Source organism: Paracoccus sp. Ld10, assembly GCF_045064235.1.
Lineage (GTDB): Bacteria > Pseudomonadota > Alphaproteobacteria > Rhodobacterales > Rhodobacteraceae > Paracoccus.
This window is the reverse complement of sequence record NZ_JBISHD010000031.1, coordinates 55853-75103: the sequence shown is the minus strand read 5'-3', so window position 1 is coordinate 75103 and position 19251 is coordinate 55853. Positions and strand designations below refer to the sequence as shown.

Genomic DNA, 19251 nt, shown 5'->3' with positions numbered 1-19251 from the left:
CGCATTCGAAAGGACCATCCGATGACCCGACCCCTGCCCCTGCCCGGCGCCGACTTTGGCGGCAAGCGCGTGATCGTGACCGGTGCCGCCGGCATTTTCGGTCGCTGGATCGCAAAGGCCTTTGACGCGGCGGGTGCCACGCTGTTGCTGTCGGACCGCGATCAGGGGGCGATGGCGGATGTCATGGCGACGCTTCAGCGCCCGGCGCTGAGCCATGTGACCGAACTGACCGATGCGGCATCGATCGACGATCTGGTGGCGATGGTCGGTCGCGAATGGGGGGCGGCCGATATCCTGGTGAACAACGCCGCCGTCTATCCCAGTGGGTTCCTGCTGGATGTGGATGCCGATGAATGGGACCGCATCTTTGACATCAACCTGCGCGCGCCGTTTTTGTTGACCCGCGGCATCGCAACCCAGATGGTCCGGCAAGAGGTCCACGGCAACATCGTCATGATCTCGTCCGGGGCATCGCGCAAGATGCGCACCACGGCGGCACCCTATTCCATTTCCAAATCCGCGCTGGACAGGCTGACCAAAGGCTTTGCGGTCGAGCTGGCGGAATATGGCATCCGCTGCAACGCGGTTGAGCCGGGCTTTGCCGCCGGCAGCACCGCCAGTCCGCTGACGGACGCGCATGTGACGGCTGTGACAGGCTCGATCCCCCTGGGCCGTGCCTCGCGGTACGAGGACGCCCCGGCGGCGGTGATGTTTCTTGCATCCGATGCCGCAAGTTACATCACCGGAGCGACACTGTCGGTCGACGGCGGCGGGTCGGCGGGCCAGATCCTGGTGCATCAGGACAAGAAGAAGGCCTTGTGATGGACCGCCCCCGCTATATCTGGCCAGAGGGAAAGCGGTCGGCCGCATGTTTCAGCGTCGATGTCGATGCCGAGGCGCCTTGGCTTTGGGCGAACCGTGCGGGCCTGCCGTCCACGTTGGGCCAATTGGAACAGCGTCGCTTTGGCCCGCGCGAAGGGATCTGGCGCATTCTGGACATGCTGGATCGCGTCGGCGTCAAGGGCAGCTTTTATGTGCCGTCGGTCGTCGCGGAACTGAACCCCGGCCTTTTGCCCGCGCTGTTCGACCGGGGCCATGAAATCGGCCTGCACGGGCATCTGCACGAATTGGTATCAGAGACGACGGACGACCGGTTCGAGGCCGCGCTGGACCGGTCGTTGCAGGTGTTTCACGCCCAGACAGGGGTGGTTCCGACCGGATTTCGGTCCCCGGCATGGGAAATGACGCCCACGATGCTGGCCGCCCTCCGGGATCGGGGTCTGCGCTATGACAGTTCGTTGATGGGCTATGATCACCCCTATCAGATCGGTGGTTTGGTCCAGGTGCCGGTGCAGTGGCAGATCGATGATGCGATCTATTTCAAGTTCGTCGGTGGCGGTGCCGACCGCTGGCCACCCGAACCCGCCCGCGCGGTCGAGGCCGGATGGCGCGACGAATTCCAGGCTGGCCGATGCTTTGGTCAGTTGTTCATGATCACTGTGCACCCCTGGATCTCGGGGCGTGCACAGCGCGTGATGATGCTGGAACGGCTGCTGGCCGATATCGTGGCTGCAGACGACGTCTGGTTCGCGACCGCGGCACAGATCGCCGACTGGCACCTGTCCGCGAACGAGGGACGCTTCATGGCCGAACCGGGACTGCAGGCGTTGAACACGGCCTTGGGTCAAACCGCATCGGAGACAGGCGCATGACCTCGACATGGGAACCCGGCAAGACGATGGTCCAGGGGCGTCACGGCATGGTTGCCGCTCAGCACAAGGTGGCCGCACAGGCCGGCGCAGATGTGCTGGCACGCGGTGGCAATGCGATGGACGCGGCCGTCACGACGGCGTTGGTCCTGTCGGTGGTGGAACCCTGGCTGAGCGGCATCGGCGGTGGCGGCTTTCTGCTGTGGCGTGATGGTCGCGACGGATCGGCACGCAGCCTGGATTTCTCGATGATGTCGCCACGCGCGCTGCGCCCGCAGGACTATCCGCTGGTACCCGGCCGTGATGACGACTGGTTCAACTGGCCGCAGGTTCAGGGACAAAAGAACCTGATCGGCGTCCATTCGATCTGCGTGCCCGGCGCCGTCGCGGGCCTGTCCGAGGCACTGGAGGCGCATGGTACTATCAGCTGGGCCGAAGCGCTGGCCCCCGCGATCGAAGAGGCCGACAAGGGGCTGGAGGTCGATTGGTTCACCGCCCTGTGCCTGTCCATCGACGCGGGCAATCTGCTGACCGATGCGATCTCGACGCGGATCTTTCTGCCGGACGGGCGCGCGCCCTCGCTGGCCGAAGGTGGTGCGCGCCGACGTCTGCCCCTGACCGAAAAGGCCGCGACCCTTCGGCGTCTGGCCAGTGCCGGGCCACGGGATTTCTATGACGGCCAGATCGCGCGCGATCTGGTCGCCGATATCGCTAATCTGGGCGGCTGCATGGGGACCGATGACCTGCACGCCTATCGTCCGCGATGGGGTACACCGCTGCGGCAGGCCTGGGCGGGCGGGACCGTCCTGGCGGTGCCCGGCCTGTCGGGCGGTCCCGCGCTGCTGGATGTGCTGGCGCGGCTGGACGACCGGTCCGGGGACGTACCGCAGGCGCAGGACTATGCGGCGTTTGCCGATGCGATCCGCGGCGCCTATGCCCGGCGCCTGACGCAGCGCGGCCATGCAGGGTCAAATGTCGATCCGGGGTGCACCACGCATCTGTCGGTCATCGACGCCAACGGGCACGCCGTGTCGCTGACCAACACGCTGCTGTCGCGCTTTGGGTCCAAGGTGACGTCGGCGCGCACGGGCGTGCTGTTGAACAACGGCATGATGTGGTTCGACCCGCGACCGGGGACGCCGAACGCCCTGGCCCCGGGTGTGCAGCCGCTGGCCAACATGTGTCCCGTGCTGGCCGAAATGCCGGGCGGCGGCGTGCTGGCCATGGGCGCTGCCGGGGGACGGCAGATCATGCCCGCGATCGCGCAGTTGCTGGCATTCCGGCTGCGACATGGCATGGACCTGGGACAAGCGCTGTCGCATCCGCGCCTGGATGCGTCGGACCCGCGCGTTCGCATCGACCGTCGTGCGCCACAGCAATCGGCGGGCCTGATCGCGCGCAACCATGATGTCCAGGTGGTCGACGACATTCTGTATCCCGTGCAATTTGCCATCCCCAGTGCGGTCGAACGCCGCCCCGACGGGCTGTTGCAGGGGATGGTCCACCCCAACCATCCCTGGTCCGCCGCCGTCGCCGCGGAGCCGCAACCATGAGCGTCGTGCTGTCCTGTACCGACCTGCGTATCGAGATCGATGGCCGGCCGGTGGTGGATGGCACATCGCTGTCCATTGCGGCGGGCGAGACGCTTGCGCTGGTCGGTGAATCCGGATGCGGCAAAAGCATGACCGCGCTTGGCCTGATCCGCCTGCTGCCGGATGTCGCCCGCCAGACTGGCGGCCGGATCGACCTGCAGGGCGATCGGCTGGACACGCTGCCCGAACGCCGGATGAACCGTCTGCGCGGCGATCGTCTTGCGATGATCTTTCAGGAGCCCGTCGCCTCGCTGGACCCGCTGATGCCTGTCGGGCGCCAGATTGCAGAGGCGTTGAGCCGTGACAGGTCCCTGACCCATCCGGCGGTGAACGCCCGGGTGCTGGACATGCTGGTCCGGGTCGGCATCGACCGCCCCGAGGTGCGTGCCCGTCAATATCCATTCCAGCTGTCGGGTGGCATGTGCCAACGGGTGATGATCGCCATGGCGATGATCCGTCGCCCGACCCTGCTGATCGCAGATGAGCCGACGACGGCGCTGGACGTGACGATCCAGAAACAGATCCTGGAGCTGATGGCCGATCTGCGTCAGGAAACCAAAAGTGCTGTTCTGCTGATCACCCACGACATGGGTGTGGTGTCGGAAAGCGCGGACCGCGTGGCGGTCATGTACGCCGGACGGATCGTCGAAACAGGCACGGTCGCACAGGTTTTCGCAGCGCCACGACACCCCTATACCGCGATGCTGCTGCGTACGATCCCGCGCCTGGACCGACCGCGCAAGGTCGCCCTGCCCGCCATCGCGGGGGCGGTGCCGGACATCCGCAACTGGCCCGATGGCTGTCGGTTTCACCCCCGCTGCCCCCTGGCCACGGATCGCTGCCGTACCGACACGCCGCCGCTGGCCCCGGTCGCGTCAGGTCACCAGACCGCCTGTTGGCATCACGACCGCATCGCAACGGAGCTGACATGAGCCATCCGATCGTCTCTGTTCGCGACCTCAAGGTGCATTTCCCGGTACGCGGGGGGCTGCTGGGTCGGGTCACGGACCACGTCCGCGCCGTCGATGGTGTCAGCTTCGATCTGATGCCCGGACGGACCGTGGCAATCGTCGGCGAATCCGGCAGCGGCAAATCCACGACCGGATATGCGGTGATGGGCATGCAGGACCCGACCGAAGGGCAGATCATGATCGACGGGCGCGACCGCGCGCAGATGTCACCCACCGAAAAGATGGCGACCATGCGCCGGCTACAGATCATCTTTCAGGACCCCGCCTCGGCGCTGAACCCTCGCATGACCGCCTATGACAGCATCGTCGAGCCGCTGCAGATCCACAGGGTCGGCAATGCCCGCGAACGCCGCGCGCGGGTGGCAGAGCTGTTGGATCTGGTGGGTCTGCCCCAATCCTCGGCCGGCAAGCTGCCGCGAGAATTTTCGGGCGGACAAAAGCAGCGCGTCGTCATCGCGCGCGCGCTGGTGCTGGAACCGCAGGCGGTCATCTGCGACGAGGCTGTGTCAGCACTGGACGTCTCGATCCAGTCCCAGATCCTCAACCTGTTGCTGGATCTGCAGGCCCGCCTTGGGCTGGCCTATGTGTTCATCTCGCATGACCTGTCGGTCGTTCGCCACATTGCCGACGACATCCTGGTCATGCAGGCCGGGAAGGTCGTCGAACAGGGTCAGACGGACGCCATCTTTCAGGCCCCCCGCCACAGCTATACCCGACAGCTTCTGGCTGCGGTTCCCAAACTGTGATGGTGATGAACGGCCATCGTACGGCCGCATGATCGCAAACCGGTGCTGCGCGAACGAAACGGTGTCGGGTTGTACCACGGTGCACGGGCCGCACCCCGCCGCACGGCGACCAGTTCCCGTATCGGAATACCAGCCATACCAGTGGTGCGTGACCATGCCGGGACGTCATCCCCGATCCGTGCCGCCATGGGCCGGTCATGACATTGGTGATGCCGATGTTTGAGGCAAAATCAGATGGCCGCGTGCGAAAGAGCGGATGGCATTTGGTTCACGCTTGCGTGGCAAAGCATTCTTTGGTTGGATCAATTTATGGAACATTCCGTCGCCATGAGAATCGCTGATCTGGGCGGCTGCTGCAGCCCGCTCACGGCGTGCAAATCTCGGCGCCGTCTTCCCAGCTGGAAGTCGCGTTCCTGCCGCCTGTATGTTACGCTGTTGCACACCATCGGCAACGACAGGCACTGATCGGGGCTGCCCCGACCTACGGATTCCCACGACTGACAGATTCTGAATGGACGCGCCGCAATGCGGCTTTGGGTCTCCGCTGTATCGTTCTCATCATCCTCAACAGGGAGATTCAGGCATGGACCTGAACCGTCGAACCATGCTTGGCATGGTCGGCTCGGGTGCTGTCATGGCTGCGTCGGGGTTTCCGACGCTGGCACAGGACAGCCGCGAGCTTGTGATCGTCACCTATCCCGGGGCGCTGTCCGGGCCCCACCGCTGGCTGGCAGACCAGATGGAGGCGCGCCATCCCGGCCTGCGCATCCGGCTTGTGCCGTCCGACAGCCAGGACATCGTGGCCCAGATCAAGGCGGCACAGGGCCATGTGCCCTATGATGCCGGGCCCAACGATGAACCCCCGCACCTGATCGGTCTGTCCGAGGGCTATCTGGCGGCACGCGATGACGGCCAGATACCAAATCTGGCGAATGCGCTGCCACAGTTCGTCACCAAAAGTCAGGGCGCCGGGGTGCCTGCGACCTATTCCCTGGTGGGACTTGCCGTGAATACGGATGTCGTTCCGGAACTGCCGGAAAGCTGGGCCGATCTGTGGTCGCCCCGCTTTGCCGGGCAGGTCGGCATTGCGCGGACGTCGTCGAACCTGGGCCTGGCCACGCTGGTTCAGGCGGCAAAGACATTCGGCGGCTCCGAAGACGATCTGGAGATCGGCTGGCAGAAGCTGAAGGAACTGTCCCCCCGTGCAGCGCGGTCGCCCGCCGCCCTGACCCAGATGCTGGAGCGCGAGGAAATCGCCATTGCGCCCTTGTGGAACAACAACACCGCCGGGCTGTCGCAGATGGGCCTGCCCATCCGGTTTGTGAAACCGAATGACGGGCCTGTGGCGATCCTGTCGTTCTTTTCGGGGTTCAGAAAATCGGCGCATCCCGAACTGGTCGCCGAATGGCTGAACGGCATCCTGTCCAAAGAGTATCAGGCCCACGCGGCAGCTGCGCCATATTACTTTGGCCCTACGGTGACGGGCGTCACCGTCCCGCCCGAGGCGGCGGCGTTCACACCCGGTTCGGCCGCTGAAATCGCCGCGCTGCAGACCATCGACTGGACCAGGATCGTGCCGCAGCGATCCGAATTGGTCGACCGCTTTGACCGCGAATTCTCGATCTGATCCCGTCATCGAAAGGATGAACCCCATGAGCATTTCCCGTCGTCGTTTCCTGGGCACAGGTGCCGCGCTTGGTGCCGCCACCTTTGCAATGCCCGGCCTTGTCCGCGCCCAATCCGCACGCGAACTGATTGTCGTCAGCTTTGCCGGCCAGTTGCAGGAACCGCATCGTTGGCTGGCCGACCGGATGGAGGCCGACATTCCCGGTCTGACCGTCCGGCTGGTGCCCAGTGAAAGCCAGGACATCGTTGCCCAGATCAAGGCCGCGCAGGGTTTTTCACCCTATGACGTCATGCCCAACGGTGAGCCGCCGCACATGATCGCGCAGACCGAGGGATACATCGTCCCCCTGGATGTCGCGGCCGTTCCCAACGCCGCAAACATCCAGCCGACATTCATGAAGCTTGCAAACGGCTATGGCGTGCCCACCAGCTATTCTTTGATCGGCATCGCCTATAACGAAGCGCTTGTCGAAACGCCGCCGACGTCGTGGGAGGACATGTTCGCGCCTGAACTGAAGGGGATGGTGGGCTTTCCGCGGGCATCGTCGAACCTGGGGCTTGGGGCCTTGGTGGCGCTGGCGCGCCTGCGCGGTGGGTCGGAATCCGATCTGGAACCGGGCTGGGCCGCGCTGGAGGAGTTGCAGCCCGTGATCGGTCGGTCGCCGTCGCAGCTGATCCAGATGTTGGAACGCGAGGAAATCGCGATGGCGCCGATCTGGAACAACGACGCGGCCGGCGCGGCCGGCAAGGGGCTGCCGATCCGGTTCGTGATGCCCGATCCGGGACCGATCGTCGTGCTGTCGATCACATCGCAGATCGACGGGACGCAGCATCCCGATCTGGTGCATCAATGGATGAACCGCCTGCTGTCGCCCGAATATCAGGCCCGGGCAGCGGATAAGCCCTATTTCTTTGGCCCGACCGTCGCGGGTGTCGAGGTCCCCGCATCGGCCGCCGAATACACCCCGACCACGCCCGAGGCCCTGGCCAGCCTGCTGACGGTGGACTGGTCCGTCATCGCCCCGCAGCGGGGCGAGATCGTCGACCGCTTTGATCGGACATATTCATGATGCAGGCTGCGGATCTGTTCATGAAGAACGATATCGGGCGTCAGCCCGATATCCTGTGCGGACTTTCCCCTAGGCTGGCCGTGCTGCACGACCGTGCGGCAACCGTCGCCGCGGACGGTCCGGCGGGCGGTGTCTGGGTGATCGGTTGCGGCGACGGGCTGTTCGCCGCCGAGGCCGTCGCGCAGACCGCGCGGCAGGCGGGTCTGAATTGGCAGGCCGTCGGTCCGATGGATCTGCTGGTCGAGCCGGATCGCGTCCAACCCGGCGACGTCGCCGTGCTGATGTCGATGTCCGGCAATGTCGACCGCACCGTCGAGGCCGCCCAGCTGGTGCGCGACCGGGGCTGTCGCCTTTTGGCGATCGTCAATGGCGATGGTGGGCGCCTGGCGCAACTGGTGCCCGACCGCTGGTCCATGGATCTGGCCGATCTGGCACCGTTCCTGTGCGGTACATCCAGCTTTGCCGCGACCCTTGCGGCGCTGCTGGCGGTCATTTCAGGACTGTCGGGGCGTGCCCACATCGATCTGGGCGACAGTGCGGCTGCGATGGCGGCTGCCAACAGCGCAGCCGATCGGATGATGACCGGCATCGACCTGAACGCCATCACGGGATTGCGGTATCTGGCATCGGGCGCCACGCTTGGCCTTGCGCGCTATGGCGCGGCCAAATGCGTCGAGGTCGCCGCCCGTCCCGTCTGGACCGCCGAACTGGAAGAGTTCGCCCACAGCCAGTTCTGGACAATGTCACCCTGTGATCTGGTCGTGCTGATCGCCACCTGTGCGACCGAGGCGGACTATGCCGATGCCTCGGCCGATGCGCTGGCGCAGATGGGGACGCGGACGCTGGCCCTGGACTGCGACGATGCACCGGTCACGCGCGCAACGCTCCGCCTGACGGTACCGCAGGCGGGTCCAGCGGGGCTGTGCCACCTGCCGGGGCTGCAACATCTGGCCTATGCCGTGGGCACCGCCGACGGTCTGGACCCGAACCGCCGCCTGCACCTGAAAGCGGACAAGACCCGGTTCCGCACCAGCCGCATGCTGACACGACGGTCCCTGCTGGGCACCGGAACATGACCGACGTCGCCGTTCTGGGCTATTTGTCCATTGATACCTTGTCGCATGGCCACGGGGTCGCGGCGCAACAACCCGGCGGGGCCGCACTTTATGCGTCCCTTGGCGCGCTGCGCGGCGGGGCAAGCACCGCAATCGTGGCCAGCGTCGGACCGGACTGGCCCAACGACTGGACGGGCGCGCTGTCGGGTTGCGGCATCGAAACACATCGTGTTGCGCACCGCCCCCATCCGACCCGCCGGACACAGATCCGGCACGGGCTGGGGGCGCGCCAATCACCCCATTTCGGTCGCCAGGATTGGCTGGCCGCGACGCTGGCACATCGCCCCGACCCGCTGGGCGCCGATGGTCGGGTCATGGTGGCGACCCCGATGCCGGTCAGCGTGCTGGCAGCCATTCTGGACGCCGCGGGTGACCGTCCGGTCGTTGCGGACACGTCGGAATGGGTGGCCGGCACACAGGCCGCCGAACTGATCGCGGTGCTGGGTCGCCTGACCGTCTTTGCGCCCAGCTGCGAGGAAACGCGGTTGTTGTGCCCCGGCCTTGACGACGATCATGCCGCGCTGGCGCTGGCGGTATGCGGGACAGTCATCATACAGAAACGCGGTGCGCAGGGATTGGTGATCGTGCAGGGCACGGACCTGCGGCGCATCCCCGCCCATCCCGCCCATGTCGTGGACCCGACCGGTGCCGGGGACGCCGTCGTCGGCGCCATCGCCGCAGGCCTTGCCCGGGGCATGACCCCGTTTGCCGCCGCGCGTTCCGCCATGGCCATCGGCGCAATGGCTGTTTCCGGTCTGGGGCCATCGGGTCTTGGCCTGCGCGTGCCCGAACAAACCCTTTCGGAGGAGATCCCATGAGCGATCTGGAAATCGACCGGCTGTCGAAACGCTATAACAAGCTGCAGGTGCTGACCGATTGCACTCTGTTGGCCCAGAGCGGCTCTGTGGTGACCCTTTTGGGGCCCAGCGGCTGCGGCAAGACCACGCTGTTGCGCAGTATCGCAGGGTTCGTCGAACCCGATGCGGGGCGTGTGATGGTGGGGGGGCGCGACATTTCCATGCTGCCCCCCAACCGGCGCGAGGTGGCGTATGTCTTTCAGAACTATGCCTTGTTTCCGCACTTGACCGTCGCACAGAACGTGGCCTACGGCCTGACCATCCGCCGTCGCCCCCGGGCAGAGATCGCACGACGTGTCGACGAGGCATTGGGTCTGGTCGCATTGTCCGACTTCGGCGGCCGCTATCCAAAGCAGATGTCGGGCGGCCAACAGCAACGCGTGGCCATCGCCCGTGCGTTGGTGCTGGAACCAAAGGTTCTGCTGCTGGACGAGCCTTTCAATGCGCTGGACGCGCAGTTGCGTCTGACCATGCAGGTCGAATTGCGCAAGCTGATCGACCGGATCGGCATCACCTCTATTTTCGTGACCCATGATCAGGCCGAGGCGATGATCCTGTCGGACAAGGTTGCGGTCATGCATGGCGGACGGATCGAACAGCTGGCACCGCCACTGTCCATCTATGATCAACCATCGACGTCCTTTGTGGCCGATTTCATCGGTCGTGCGAACATCATGCCGGTTCAGGTCCGCTCCGGACAGACGCAGACACCGCAGCCGGTGCCCACACCCCGCGCCGATGGACCCGCCGTGATGATCGTGCGCCCCGAGAATTTCGAGGTGGTGCCCGGCACCGCGACCGGCTGGCCGGGCCGCATCGGTTTTGCCACGGCCCTGGGCGCAACCATCGAATACGAGGTCGATTGCGGCATGCCTGACGCCCTGCGCGTCTCGGTCGCGCGGGCGCCGGGTGCGGGACCGCTGGCACAGGGGACGGACGTCACGCTGCGCCTGCGATCGCCGGATCGCGCGATCGTTCTGGCGGGCGAGGCCGCCCATGTCTGATGCGACAACGACAGCCCTGCCCCGCCGCCGCATGTCCTGGCGCCGGCGCATTCTGGAGGGCGGCGGCTTTTGGCCAGCCGTGCCCGCGCTGGTCTATCTGGCCGTGTTTCTTGTCGCTCCGATCGTGACACTGCTGGGGTTCGGCTTTGTGACGCTGGACCGTGGACAGGTCGCGGATGGCAGCGTCACGTTGGAACACATGGCCGGTGTGCTGACCGATCCACTGGTCTGGCGGCTGACATGGCGCAGCTTTTGGGTGGCGGCCGTGGCGACGACCCTGACGTTGATCCTTGCCTATCCGGTCGCCTATGCGTTCAGCCATGTGCAGGGCATCTGGCGCACGCTGTTGTTGGTGGCGATCATTTCTCCGTTGCTGACCTCGGCCCTTGTGCGCGCCTATGCGTGGATCGTCATCCTTGGCGGTCGGCGCGGACTGTTGAACCAGACATTGCTGTCGACGGGCCTCATCGACCAGCCGCTGCAGATCCTCAACACCTCGATGGCGGTGCTGATCGGGATGACACAGATCCACCTGCCCTTCATGATCCTGCCGCTGCTGGCCGTGCTGGCCGAACGCGATCGCCGGTTCGAGGAAGCGTCACTGAACCTTGGGGCGGGTCAGGTCGCGACCTTTTTCAAGGTGGTCGTCCCCATGAGCCTGCCGGGCATCGTCGCGGGGTTCGCGCTGGTGTTTGCGGTGTCCTATACCAACTTCATCATCCCGCAACTGCTGGGTGGAGGCAACTACTCCACATTGGCCGTTCAGGTCTATGAGCAGACCATCGTGGTGCTGGACTGGTCGCGGGGTGCCGCGTTGGCCACGCTGCTGCTGGGCAGCTGCTTTGTGATGATCCTGTTGATCACCACGGTCGGCGCACGCCTGACCCGGTGGAGCGAGGTTCCCAGATGACACAGTCGCCCATTGATCGCATCGGCAAGGTGGTCCTGATCGCGCTGGCCGGCCTGTCGATCCTGCTGTTGGTCGGACCCAGCATCATTGTCATCGCCATCTCTTTCGAACCGCGCGGCTACATCGCCTTTCCGCCATCCGGGTTCTCGATGCGCTGGTACGGCGAGGTCTTTCAGAACCGGCAGCTGATGGACGCATTCCTGACATCGTTGCGCATCGCGGGACTGGTCATGCTGGCGTGCCTTGCATTGGGGATCCCGGCGGCCTTTGCGGCGATCCGGGGACGGTTCGGTGGCAAAAGCGCACTGAACGCTTTCCTGCTGTCGCCTCAGATGATGCCGGGCATGGTGATCGGTATCGCCACGCTGTTCTTTGGCGCCTATTTCGCATGGCGACAGTCCGACCTGATGCTGGTCGTCAGCCTGTCTGTCTTTTGCCTTCCGTTCGTGGTGCGCATCGTCATGGCCCGGCTGGCCGCACTGGACCCCGGCCTGGACGAGGCCAGCGCCAATCTGGGTGCCGGGCGCGCGCAGACGTTCTTTCGCATCACGCTGCCCCAGCTGGCACCGTCGGCCATCGCGGCGGCGGCGTTTACCTTCATCGAGGCGTTCGACAACGTCACGGTGGCGCTGTTCACGTCGGATGTCAGGGCACGGCCCCTGCCGGTCGAGCTGTATTATCTGGTGCAGTTCGAAAGCACCCCCATGATCGCGGCAATTTCCGCGCTGCAGATCGGGTTCTCACTGATCGTCTTGGTCATCCTTGCCCGCACCATCGGGCTGGACCGGATCGGGCGATGACAATCATGGACGATACGATGACAGACTTTACTGCACGCCTGCTGGCGCTGACTGCCGAACCGTCGCGCGACGACGCCCACAACGAGGCGCGCCTGGGCCGCGTCCAACGCACCCGCGACGAAATGAGCGGCCAGGGCAACGCGATCCGCGACACGCTGACCAGTGCCGCACCGGGTCTTGACGCGCTGGGCCGGATGGCTGCCGCTACGCCGTTCCGGCAGATCGCCGTCCTTGGCTGTGGCGACAGCTGGTTCTCGGGCATGGCGATGCGCCACGCGATGGAGGCCGCGTCAGGCCTGCCGGTTCTGGCCGTACAGGCGCTGGACCACGCGCACTATCCCTCGCTGGCGGTCGGTCCGGGCACGTTGGCCATCGGCATCAGTTCGGGCGGCAGCACCCCTGCGGTCATGCATGCCATGGCCGCATCGGCACGGCAGGGGGCGACCACCTTGGGTCTGACCAACACCGAAGGCAGCCCGATCACCCAGGCATGCGACCGGTCGCTGATGGTCCGTGCCACCCGGCGCGGCTGGCCCACGCAGGCGACATCCGCGACCATGGCGCTGCTGGTCGAGATCGCAGCCCGCATCGGACAAAAGGGCAGCCACACGGGTCTGCTGGACGACCTGGCGGAAATGATCGACGCACAGATCGACGGCCTGGATGACCGTTGCCAGACCTTGGCGCGTGGTATCGCACCCGCCAATCTAGTGCTGACCACCGGCCTTGGTCCCAACTTTGCCGCCGCGGGGATCGGCGCGGCCAAGATCCGCGAACTGTCTCCCATCCATGCCTTTGCCCTGCCGCTGGAAGAGGTCCACCACTACCGATCGTTCAAACGCGGAGATCCGGTCATCGTGATCGCAACCGATCCCGCGTCCCGCGAACGCGCTCTGGACACGGTGCTGGTTGCCCGGGATGCAGGGGCCCCGGTCATTGCCGTGCTGTCCGCCCCCGCCCCGCATATCGAGGCCCGCGCCCACTGCCTTCATCTGCCACCCCTGCCCGCAGGGTTCGAACCGCTGGTCTCGATCGCGCCGCTGCATCTGCTGGCCTATCATCTGGCGGTAATCCGTGCCGAGATGGGTCTGGGGGCACCGTCGAACCTGATCGAACCATCATGACCGCACCGATTGCGATCGCGTGTGGCGGTATCCTGATCGACAGCGTCGTGACGGCCAGCGGCACCGTGAACCAGAACGCCCTCGGCGGTAACGCGGTCTATGCCGCAGCCGGTCTGCGCCTGTGGCTGGGCGCGCACCGGGTGGGGATCGTGGGACATGTTCCCGCAAACTATCCCCCCCGCCTGCTGAAACAACTGCGGGACGCCGGCCTTTTGACCGACGGAATCCACAGATCGCATGTTCGTGTTCGCGGGCCAGAATGGTTCGTTTACGCATGCGACGGATCACGCCGGGACGAAATGTCGTCACCCGATGACGGCGATTCCGATCCCGACTTTCCCACCTTTCGGCGGAGCCATCCCATTGGCGCGACTGACGTGCCGGCCGAATGGCGGGCGGCCAAAGGGGTGCATCTGGCCGGCAACGATCCTCGGGCAACGCTGGACCTGGCGGTTGCGATGCGCGGCGCGCAGATCACGCTGGACCCCGGCGCACGCGCCGGCGATCTGGCCGCCCATCCCCGCAGCGCGCAGATCCTGGCCGCCGTCACCGCCGTGATCCCAAGCCTGAAAGAGCTGCAGATCCTGACACCCGGGCATGACCGGGCTGCGGCCTTGACGGCCCTGCATCACGGCGGGGCGCATCTGGCCCTTGTCAAGCTGGGCGCCGAAGGCGTGCTGCTGCGCCTGGCCGATGGGGGCCTGACCACGGTTCCTGCGCTTGCCGTGACCGCCCTGGACCCCACCGGGGCCGGAGACAGCTTTTGCGGCGGATTTCTAGCGGGATTGCTGCTGGACAGGGATCCCGTGACTGCGGCCTGCATGGGCACCGTCGCCGCGTCCTTTGCGGTCGAAGGTTTCGGGCCGGACGCGTTGCTGGCCGCGACACCGGAACAGCGCGATCACAGGCTGGATCATCTGTTGGCCCGCATCGGGCACCACGCTGAAACATCGATGAAAGAGAGGTTTCCATGACCCACCCGGCCCTGACCCATTCCGCAAACGAACCCCTGGTGATCGGTGCGCTGCACCTGCCCGACCTGTCGGTGAACCGCGACCTGACCCTGTCGCAGCTGGAGGATTTTGCCCTTCGGAATGCCGAGGCGTTCGTCGCAGGCGGAATGCGCCGCATCATGTTGCAGGATCAGACACGCCAGTCGGGTCCCGCCGCCCCCGAAACGATCGCACTGACCGCCGCCATCGGTCGCAGCCTGAAACGGGCGTTTCCGCAGATGTCGCTTGGCATCATCGTGCAAGCCCATGACGCCGAGGCGCCACTGGCCATCGCCCGCGCATCAGGGGCCGATTTCGTGCGCCTGAAGGTTTTTGTCGGCGCCGCGATGACGTTCGAAGGCGCCCGTGATCCCCTGGCCGTGCGCGCCGCCACCTATCGCCATCACCTGCGCGCCGATGACATCGCGATCATGGCCGACGTGTTCGACCGGACATCGCGCCCGCTGATCGACGTTGACCCGTCGCAGGCTGCGGTGGCGGCACAGAAATACGGCGCGGATGCGCTGGTGCTGACCGGAACCAGCTTTGCCGACAGCGTGGCAAGGGTGACCGCGGCGCGGCAGGCGGGTGTCAGCCGGCCGATCCTGATCGGCGGCAGCGTGGATCAGGGCAACATCTTGCAGGCTCTGGCGGCGGCCGACGGGGCGATCGTATCGACCTCGCTGATGTCGCGACAGGGGGGGCTGTCTGCGCGGTGGGACCACGACCTGATCGCCCGCCTGATGGATACGGTGCGCGACGGAACGCCCGCATGACGGACCGCCGCGACTTTGCGCCTGCCCGCCCACGGCCCGACATCCGCTGGCCCGGAGGCGCCGGGCTGGCCGTATCGATCGTCGTCAACATCGAGGAAGGCGCCGAACTGAGCCTTGGCGATGGCGATGAAGCGAACGAGCATATCTATGAGGCGGTCGAACAGGTGCATGACGCCACCGATCCCTGCATGGAAAGCCATTTTGAATACGGCCCCCGTGCAGGCTGGCCCCGCATCCGCGCCGTATTGGCCGAACGCGGCGTCCCCGCGACGCTGAACGCCTGCGGTCGGGCCATCGCCCGCACGCCGTGGATCGCCGCCGAGGCCGTGTCCGACGGGCACGAAGTGTCCGCCCACGGCTGGCGGTGGGAACGCCATGTCGGCATGGATCGCGACCTTGAGGCCGATGTGATTGCCCGCACGGTCGCCGCCATCACGCAGGCTGCGGGAACGCCGCCGGTCGGCTGGCACACGCGGTCGGCAACGTCGGACCATACGCGGTCGCTGCTGCGGGAACAGGGCGGTTTTCTGTATGATTCCAACGCCTATAATGATGACCTGCCCTGGCTGCAGGGACAGCATGTCGTGCTGCCCTATGCCTTTGACACCAACGACATGCGGTTCTTCAACCGGGGCGGATTTGTCTTTGCCGAGGACTTTTCGCGCTATTGCATCGCGGCGTTTGACCGGCTGCTGAAGGAATCGGCGCATGCGCCACGGATGCTGTCCATCGGCCTGCACACCCGCATCATCGGCCGCCCCGCCCGCATCGCAGGGCTGGAGCAGTTCCTGGACCACGCATTGGGCCATCAAGGCGCCTGGTTCGCACGTCGCGACCAGATCGCCCATCACTGGCGCACGGCCTGTGGCCTGCCGCGCTGGAGCCCGTCAACATGAACCGCGATCTGCAGGGATATGGCGGTGTCTGGCCCGACATCCGCTGGCCCGGCGGGCATCGCTGTGCCGTGTCGGTCGTTCTGAACCACGAGGAAGGCGCCGAGATGCAGGTCGGCGACGGTGACCCGTCGTCCGAACGGATGGGAGAGGTCATCAGCGTCGTGCCCGCGGGTCGCGCAGATCCGGGTCAGGAACAGATCTTTGCCTATGGGCCGCGCGCGGGCCTGTGGCGGATGGCGCAGGCGCTGCGCGATCATGCCATCCCGGCGACGATCTTTGCCTGCGGACGCGCCGCAGAACGCGCGCCGCTTGGTCTGAGACAACTGGCGCGCGACGGCCACGAAATCGCATCGCATGGCTGGCTGTGGCGTCCGCATGCCGATTTCGACAGCGCCGATGCCGAAGAAGCCGCGCTGGCCCGGACCGAGGACGCCATTCACGCCGCAACCGGTCAACGCCCATCGGGGTTCTTTTGCCGCGGCGCCGAGAGTCCGTGGACGCGCGATCTGCTGGCTCGGCGCGGGTATCTTTATACGTCGAACGGTTTCGACGACGATCTGCCGTATCGCGATGCGGCCCACCCCGGTCTGGTGATCGTGCCTTATGCGCTGGACAGCAACGACATGAAGTTCTTTCATCCCAACGGATTTGTCCGCGCCTCTGACATGGTCGATTATGTTTGTGACGCGTTGGACGTTCTGATGGCCGAGGGCCGTGCCGACCAGCCGCGCCTGCTTAATATCGGCTTTCATCTGCGCATCTGCGGCCGTCCCGGTCGTTTCCCGGCCTTTACGGGGGTACTGGCGGAACTGGCGCGCAGACGCGACGATCTGTTCATCGGCACCCGTGCCCAGATCGCCCGCAGCTTTGCCGATCAGGTCCGCGTATGAGCGTTGCGCTGATCAATCCCAATACCAGCACCGCCACCACACAGCAGATGGTTCGCATCGCCGCATCGCATTTCACAGGCCGGATCGACGGCTTGACTGCCGCCTCGGGTGCGTCGCTGATCACCACGCCTGCCGCGCTGGATCAGGCCGCACTGGCCGTCATGGCCCTGCTGCCGCAGCTGGCCGGATACGACGGTGTGGTGGTGTCCGCCTTTGGCGACCCCGGTCAGGCCATGCTGGCCCGCAGCCTTCGGGTGCCCGTGATCGGCATCGCCGCAGCCGCCATGATCGAGGCGCGCGCATTGGCGCCACGGTTCGCGGTCGTGACCACCACTCCGAAACTGATTGGCCGGATAGACCAGCGGGCCCGCGATCTTGGCTATCTGGATGCCTATGCGGGGTGCTGGATCACGCCGGGTGATCCTGTGGCGCTGACGGCCGATCCCCACCGCCTGCGCGAGGCGCTGCGCGATGCGGCCCTCGCGGCGCTGGCGGCCGATCCCGCCATCGGCGCGGTGATCATAGGGGGCGGGCCGCTGGCACAGGCGGCACAGGCCATCGCCGGGGACGTTCCGGTTCCGATCGTCCAGCCCATTCCCGCCGCAATGCGTCTTGTGCGCGCGCGTATCGAACACAGGGACATGACGACATGACGCAACCACTGCTGATCGCTGCCGACACCATCCTGACGGGGTTCGATCGTGACGGTGAACCGATCCTGCTGGAGAACGCGGCGCTTGTCATCCGGGATGGCCTGATTGCCGATGCCGGGACCGCCGCCGCCATGCGACGCAAGCACCCTGACACCGATCAGACCGGCGGCGCCGGAACGGCGATCATCCCGGGCCTGATCAATGCGCATCACCATGTCGGCGTCACGCCTTTCCAGATGGGCGCACAGGATCAACCGCTGGAACTGTGGTTTGCCGAACGCCTGCGCATGCGCGACGTGCCGCCCGATCTGGACACGCTCTATTCGGGATTCGAGATGGTCGCGTCCGGCGTCACCACCGTCCAGCACCTGCACAGCCGCGCGCCGGGCGATGTCGCCGCCGTGCTGGATCGGGCGAACCAGATCATCGGGGCCTATGACCGCCTTGGCATGCGCGTCAGCTATTCCTTTGCGATGCGCGATCAGAACCGCATCCTGTACGACGACGATCAGGTCTTTCTTGATCTTCTGCCGGCCGCGATGCGCCCGATCGCGGCGCGGTACCTGGCAGGCTTTGGCCTGAACCTGGATGATCAGGCCCAGGTGTTTCACGAACTTCGCAAGACGTATCGTGACAAGGACCGCGTCGCGGTCCAGATCGCGCCCGCGAACCTGCACTGGCTGTCGGATGCCGGGTTGGAAATGGCTGCACGCCTGCATGACGCAACCGGTGCACCCATGCACATGCACCTGCTGGAGACGCCCTATCAACGCGACTATGCGGCGCGTCGGGGTCGTGGCAGTGCCGTCGAACAGATCGACCGGTTCGGCCTTCTGGGACCGGACCTGACCATCGGCCACGGCGTCTGGTTGGACCACGATGATCTGGCGCTGTGCCGACGGAAAGGCGTCTGCCTGTGCCACAACTGTTCATCGAACCTGCGCCTGAAAAGCGGTACGGCCGACCTGAACGCATTTCTGGCCGCTGGCCTTCCGGTCGCGTTGGGGATCGACGAGGCCGGCATCAACGACGATCGCGACATGCTGCAGGAAATGCGTCTGGCGCTGACGCTGCATCGCCCCGCAGGGCACGATGCCCCCGCCCCCACGGCCGCCCAGATCCTGCGCATGGCGACCCAGCATGGCGCCGCAACGACACCGTTTCGCAACCGGATCGGCGGCCTGGCTGTTGGGCAGGCCGCCGATCTGGTGGTGCTGGACTGGAACCGTGTCACCTATCCCTGGCAGGACCCCCGTACCGGATTTGCCGACGTACTGCTTCGCCGCGCCAAATCCGACGCCGTCCTTCAGGTTCTGGTCGCCGGTCGCAGGATCTTTGTCGATGGCGCCTTTGTCACGGTCGATCACAAGCAACAGCTGGACCGCCTGCGTCAGTGGCACCTGCGCCCCCGGACAAAGACGGACGACGAGATCGCCGAACTGGCCGACACCGCGCTTGATCTGGTTCGGGGTTACTATGGCACCTGGCGATAGTTACTTCAGCCCAGGCCACCATCAGGA

19 protein-coding genes are annotated in these 19251 nt (G+C 65.7%); all 19 read left to right on the top strand.

Translation table 11 applies throughout. The features are described 5' to 3' along the window. Positions 1 to 21 precede the first annotated feature (21 nt). The gene (locus ACJJVR_RS12475; protein ID WP_405405006.1) at positions 22 to 822 is read left to right on the top strand and encodes an SDR family NAD(P)-dependent oxidoreductase; all 801 of its coding nucleotides are present in this window, start codon (positions 22 to 24) and stop codon (positions 820 to 822) included. Then, on the top strand, positions 822 to 1712 hold the full coding sequence (locus tag ACJJVR_RS12470; RefSeq protein ID WP_405405004.1) for a polysaccharide deacetylase: 891 nt from the start codon (positions 822 to 824) through the stop codon (positions 1710 to 1712). Before ACJJVR_RS12475 ends, ACJJVR_RS12470 begins: the two co-directional genes overlap by 1 nt. Next, entirely contained in the window at positions 1709 to 3262 is a 1554-nt protein-coding gene (locus ACJJVR_RS12465) for a gamma-glutamyltransferase family protein (RefSeq protein WP_405405001.1), read from the top strand. The genes ACJJVR_RS12470 and ACJJVR_RS12465 overlap by 4 nt, the downstream gene beginning before the upstream one ends. Then, positions 3259 to 4233 (top strand): ABC transporter ATP-binding protein, encoded by a 975-nt coding sequence (locus ACJJVR_RS12460; protein WP_405404999.1) that lies wholly within the window; start codon positions 3259 to 3261, stop codon positions 4231 to 4233. Before ACJJVR_RS12465 ends, ACJJVR_RS12460 begins: the two co-directional genes overlap by 4 nt. Next, entirely contained in the window at positions 4230 to 5018 is a 789-nt protein-coding gene (locus ACJJVR_RS12455) for an ATP-binding cassette domain-containing protein (protein ID WP_405404998.1), read from the top strand. The genes ACJJVR_RS12460 and ACJJVR_RS12455 overlap by 4 nt, the downstream gene beginning before the upstream one ends. A gap of 583 nt (positions 5019 to 5601) precedes the next feature. Further along, on the top strand, positions 5602 to 6645 hold the full coding sequence (locus tag ACJJVR_RS12450) for a PotD/PotF family extracellular solute-binding protein (protein ID WP_405404996.1): 1044 nt from the start codon (positions 5602 to 5604) through the stop codon (positions 6643 to 6645). Between the two features lie 25 nt (positions 6646 to 6670). Beyond that, positions 6671 to 7714, top strand: coding sequence for a PotD/PotF family extracellular solute-binding protein (locus ACJJVR_RS12445; protein WP_405404995.1), 1044 nt, complete (start codon positions 6671 to 6673; stop codon positions 7712 to 7714). Next, the gene (locus tag ACJJVR_RS12440) at positions 7711 to 8790 is read left to right on the top strand and encodes an SIS domain-containing protein (protein WP_405404993.1); all 1080 of its coding nucleotides are present in this window, start codon (positions 7711 to 7713) and stop codon (positions 8788 to 8790) included. The genes ACJJVR_RS12445 and ACJJVR_RS12440 overlap by 4 nt, the downstream gene beginning before the upstream one ends. Next, complete coding sequence (locus ACJJVR_RS12435; RefSeq protein WP_405404991.1) at positions 8787 to 9647, top strand: carbohydrate kinase family protein; 861 nt, start codon at positions 8787 to 8789, stop codon at positions 9645 to 9647. The genes ACJJVR_RS12440 and ACJJVR_RS12435 overlap by 4 nt, the downstream gene beginning before the upstream one ends. Further along, positions 9644 to 10690: an ABC transporter ATP-binding protein gene (locus ACJJVR_RS12430; RefSeq protein ID WP_405404989.1), complete on the top strand. Its 1047-nt coding sequence runs from the start codon at positions 9644 to 9646 to the stop codon at positions 10688 to 10690. Before ACJJVR_RS12435 ends, ACJJVR_RS12430 begins: the two co-directional genes overlap by 4 nt. After that, complete coding sequence (locus ACJJVR_RS12425; RefSeq protein WP_405404987.1) at positions 10683 to 11600, top strand: ABC transporter permease; 918 nt, start codon at positions 10683 to 10685, stop codon at positions 11598 to 11600. The genes ACJJVR_RS12430 and ACJJVR_RS12425 overlap by 8 nt, the downstream gene beginning before the upstream one ends. Then, entirely contained in the window at positions 11597 to 12400 is an 804-nt protein-coding gene (locus ACJJVR_RS12420) for an ABC transporter permease (protein WP_405404985.1), read from the top strand. Before ACJJVR_RS12425 ends, ACJJVR_RS12420 begins: the two co-directional genes overlap by 4 nt. A gap of 17 nt (positions 12401 to 12417) precedes the next feature. Then, entirely contained in the window at positions 12418 to 13524 is a 1107-nt protein-coding gene (locus ACJJVR_RS12415) for an SIS domain-containing protein (protein WP_405404983.1), read from the top strand. Further along, a complete protein-coding gene (locus ACJJVR_RS12410; RefSeq protein WP_405404982.1) occupies positions 13521 to 14498 on the top strand; it encodes a carbohydrate kinase family protein in 978 nt (325 codons plus the stop codon). Before ACJJVR_RS12415 ends, ACJJVR_RS12410 begins: the two co-directional genes overlap by 4 nt. Then, entirely contained in the window at positions 14495 to 15292 is a 798-nt protein-coding gene (locus ACJJVR_RS12405; protein WP_405404981.1) for a BtpA/SgcQ family protein, read from the top strand. The genes ACJJVR_RS12410 and ACJJVR_RS12405 overlap by 4 nt, the downstream gene beginning before the upstream one ends. Next, complete coding sequence (locus ACJJVR_RS12400) at positions 15289 to 16188, top strand: polysaccharide deacetylase family protein (protein ID WP_405404979.1); 900 nt, start codon at positions 15289 to 15291, stop codon at positions 16186 to 16188. The genes ACJJVR_RS12405 and ACJJVR_RS12400 overlap by 4 nt, the downstream gene beginning before the upstream one ends. Beyond that, positions 16185 to 17078, top strand: coding sequence for a polysaccharide deacetylase family protein (locus ACJJVR_RS12395; protein WP_405404978.1), 894 nt, complete (start codon positions 16185 to 16187; stop codon positions 17076 to 17078). The genes ACJJVR_RS12400 and ACJJVR_RS12395 overlap by 4 nt, the downstream gene beginning before the upstream one ends. Next, the gene (locus ACJJVR_RS12390; RefSeq protein ID WP_405404976.1) at positions 17075 to 17731 is read left to right on the top strand and encodes an aspartate/glutamate racemase family protein; all 657 of its coding nucleotides are present in this window, start codon (positions 17075 to 17077) and stop codon (positions 17729 to 17731) included. Before ACJJVR_RS12395 ends, ACJJVR_RS12390 begins: the two co-directional genes overlap by 4 nt. After that, a complete protein-coding gene (locus ACJJVR_RS12385; RefSeq protein ID WP_405404974.1) occupies positions 17728 to 19224 on the top strand; it encodes an amidohydrolase family protein in 1497 nt (498 codons plus the stop codon). Before ACJJVR_RS12390 ends, ACJJVR_RS12385 begins: the two co-directional genes overlap by 4 nt. The last annotated feature ends 27 nt before the right edge of the window (positions 19225 to 19251 follow it).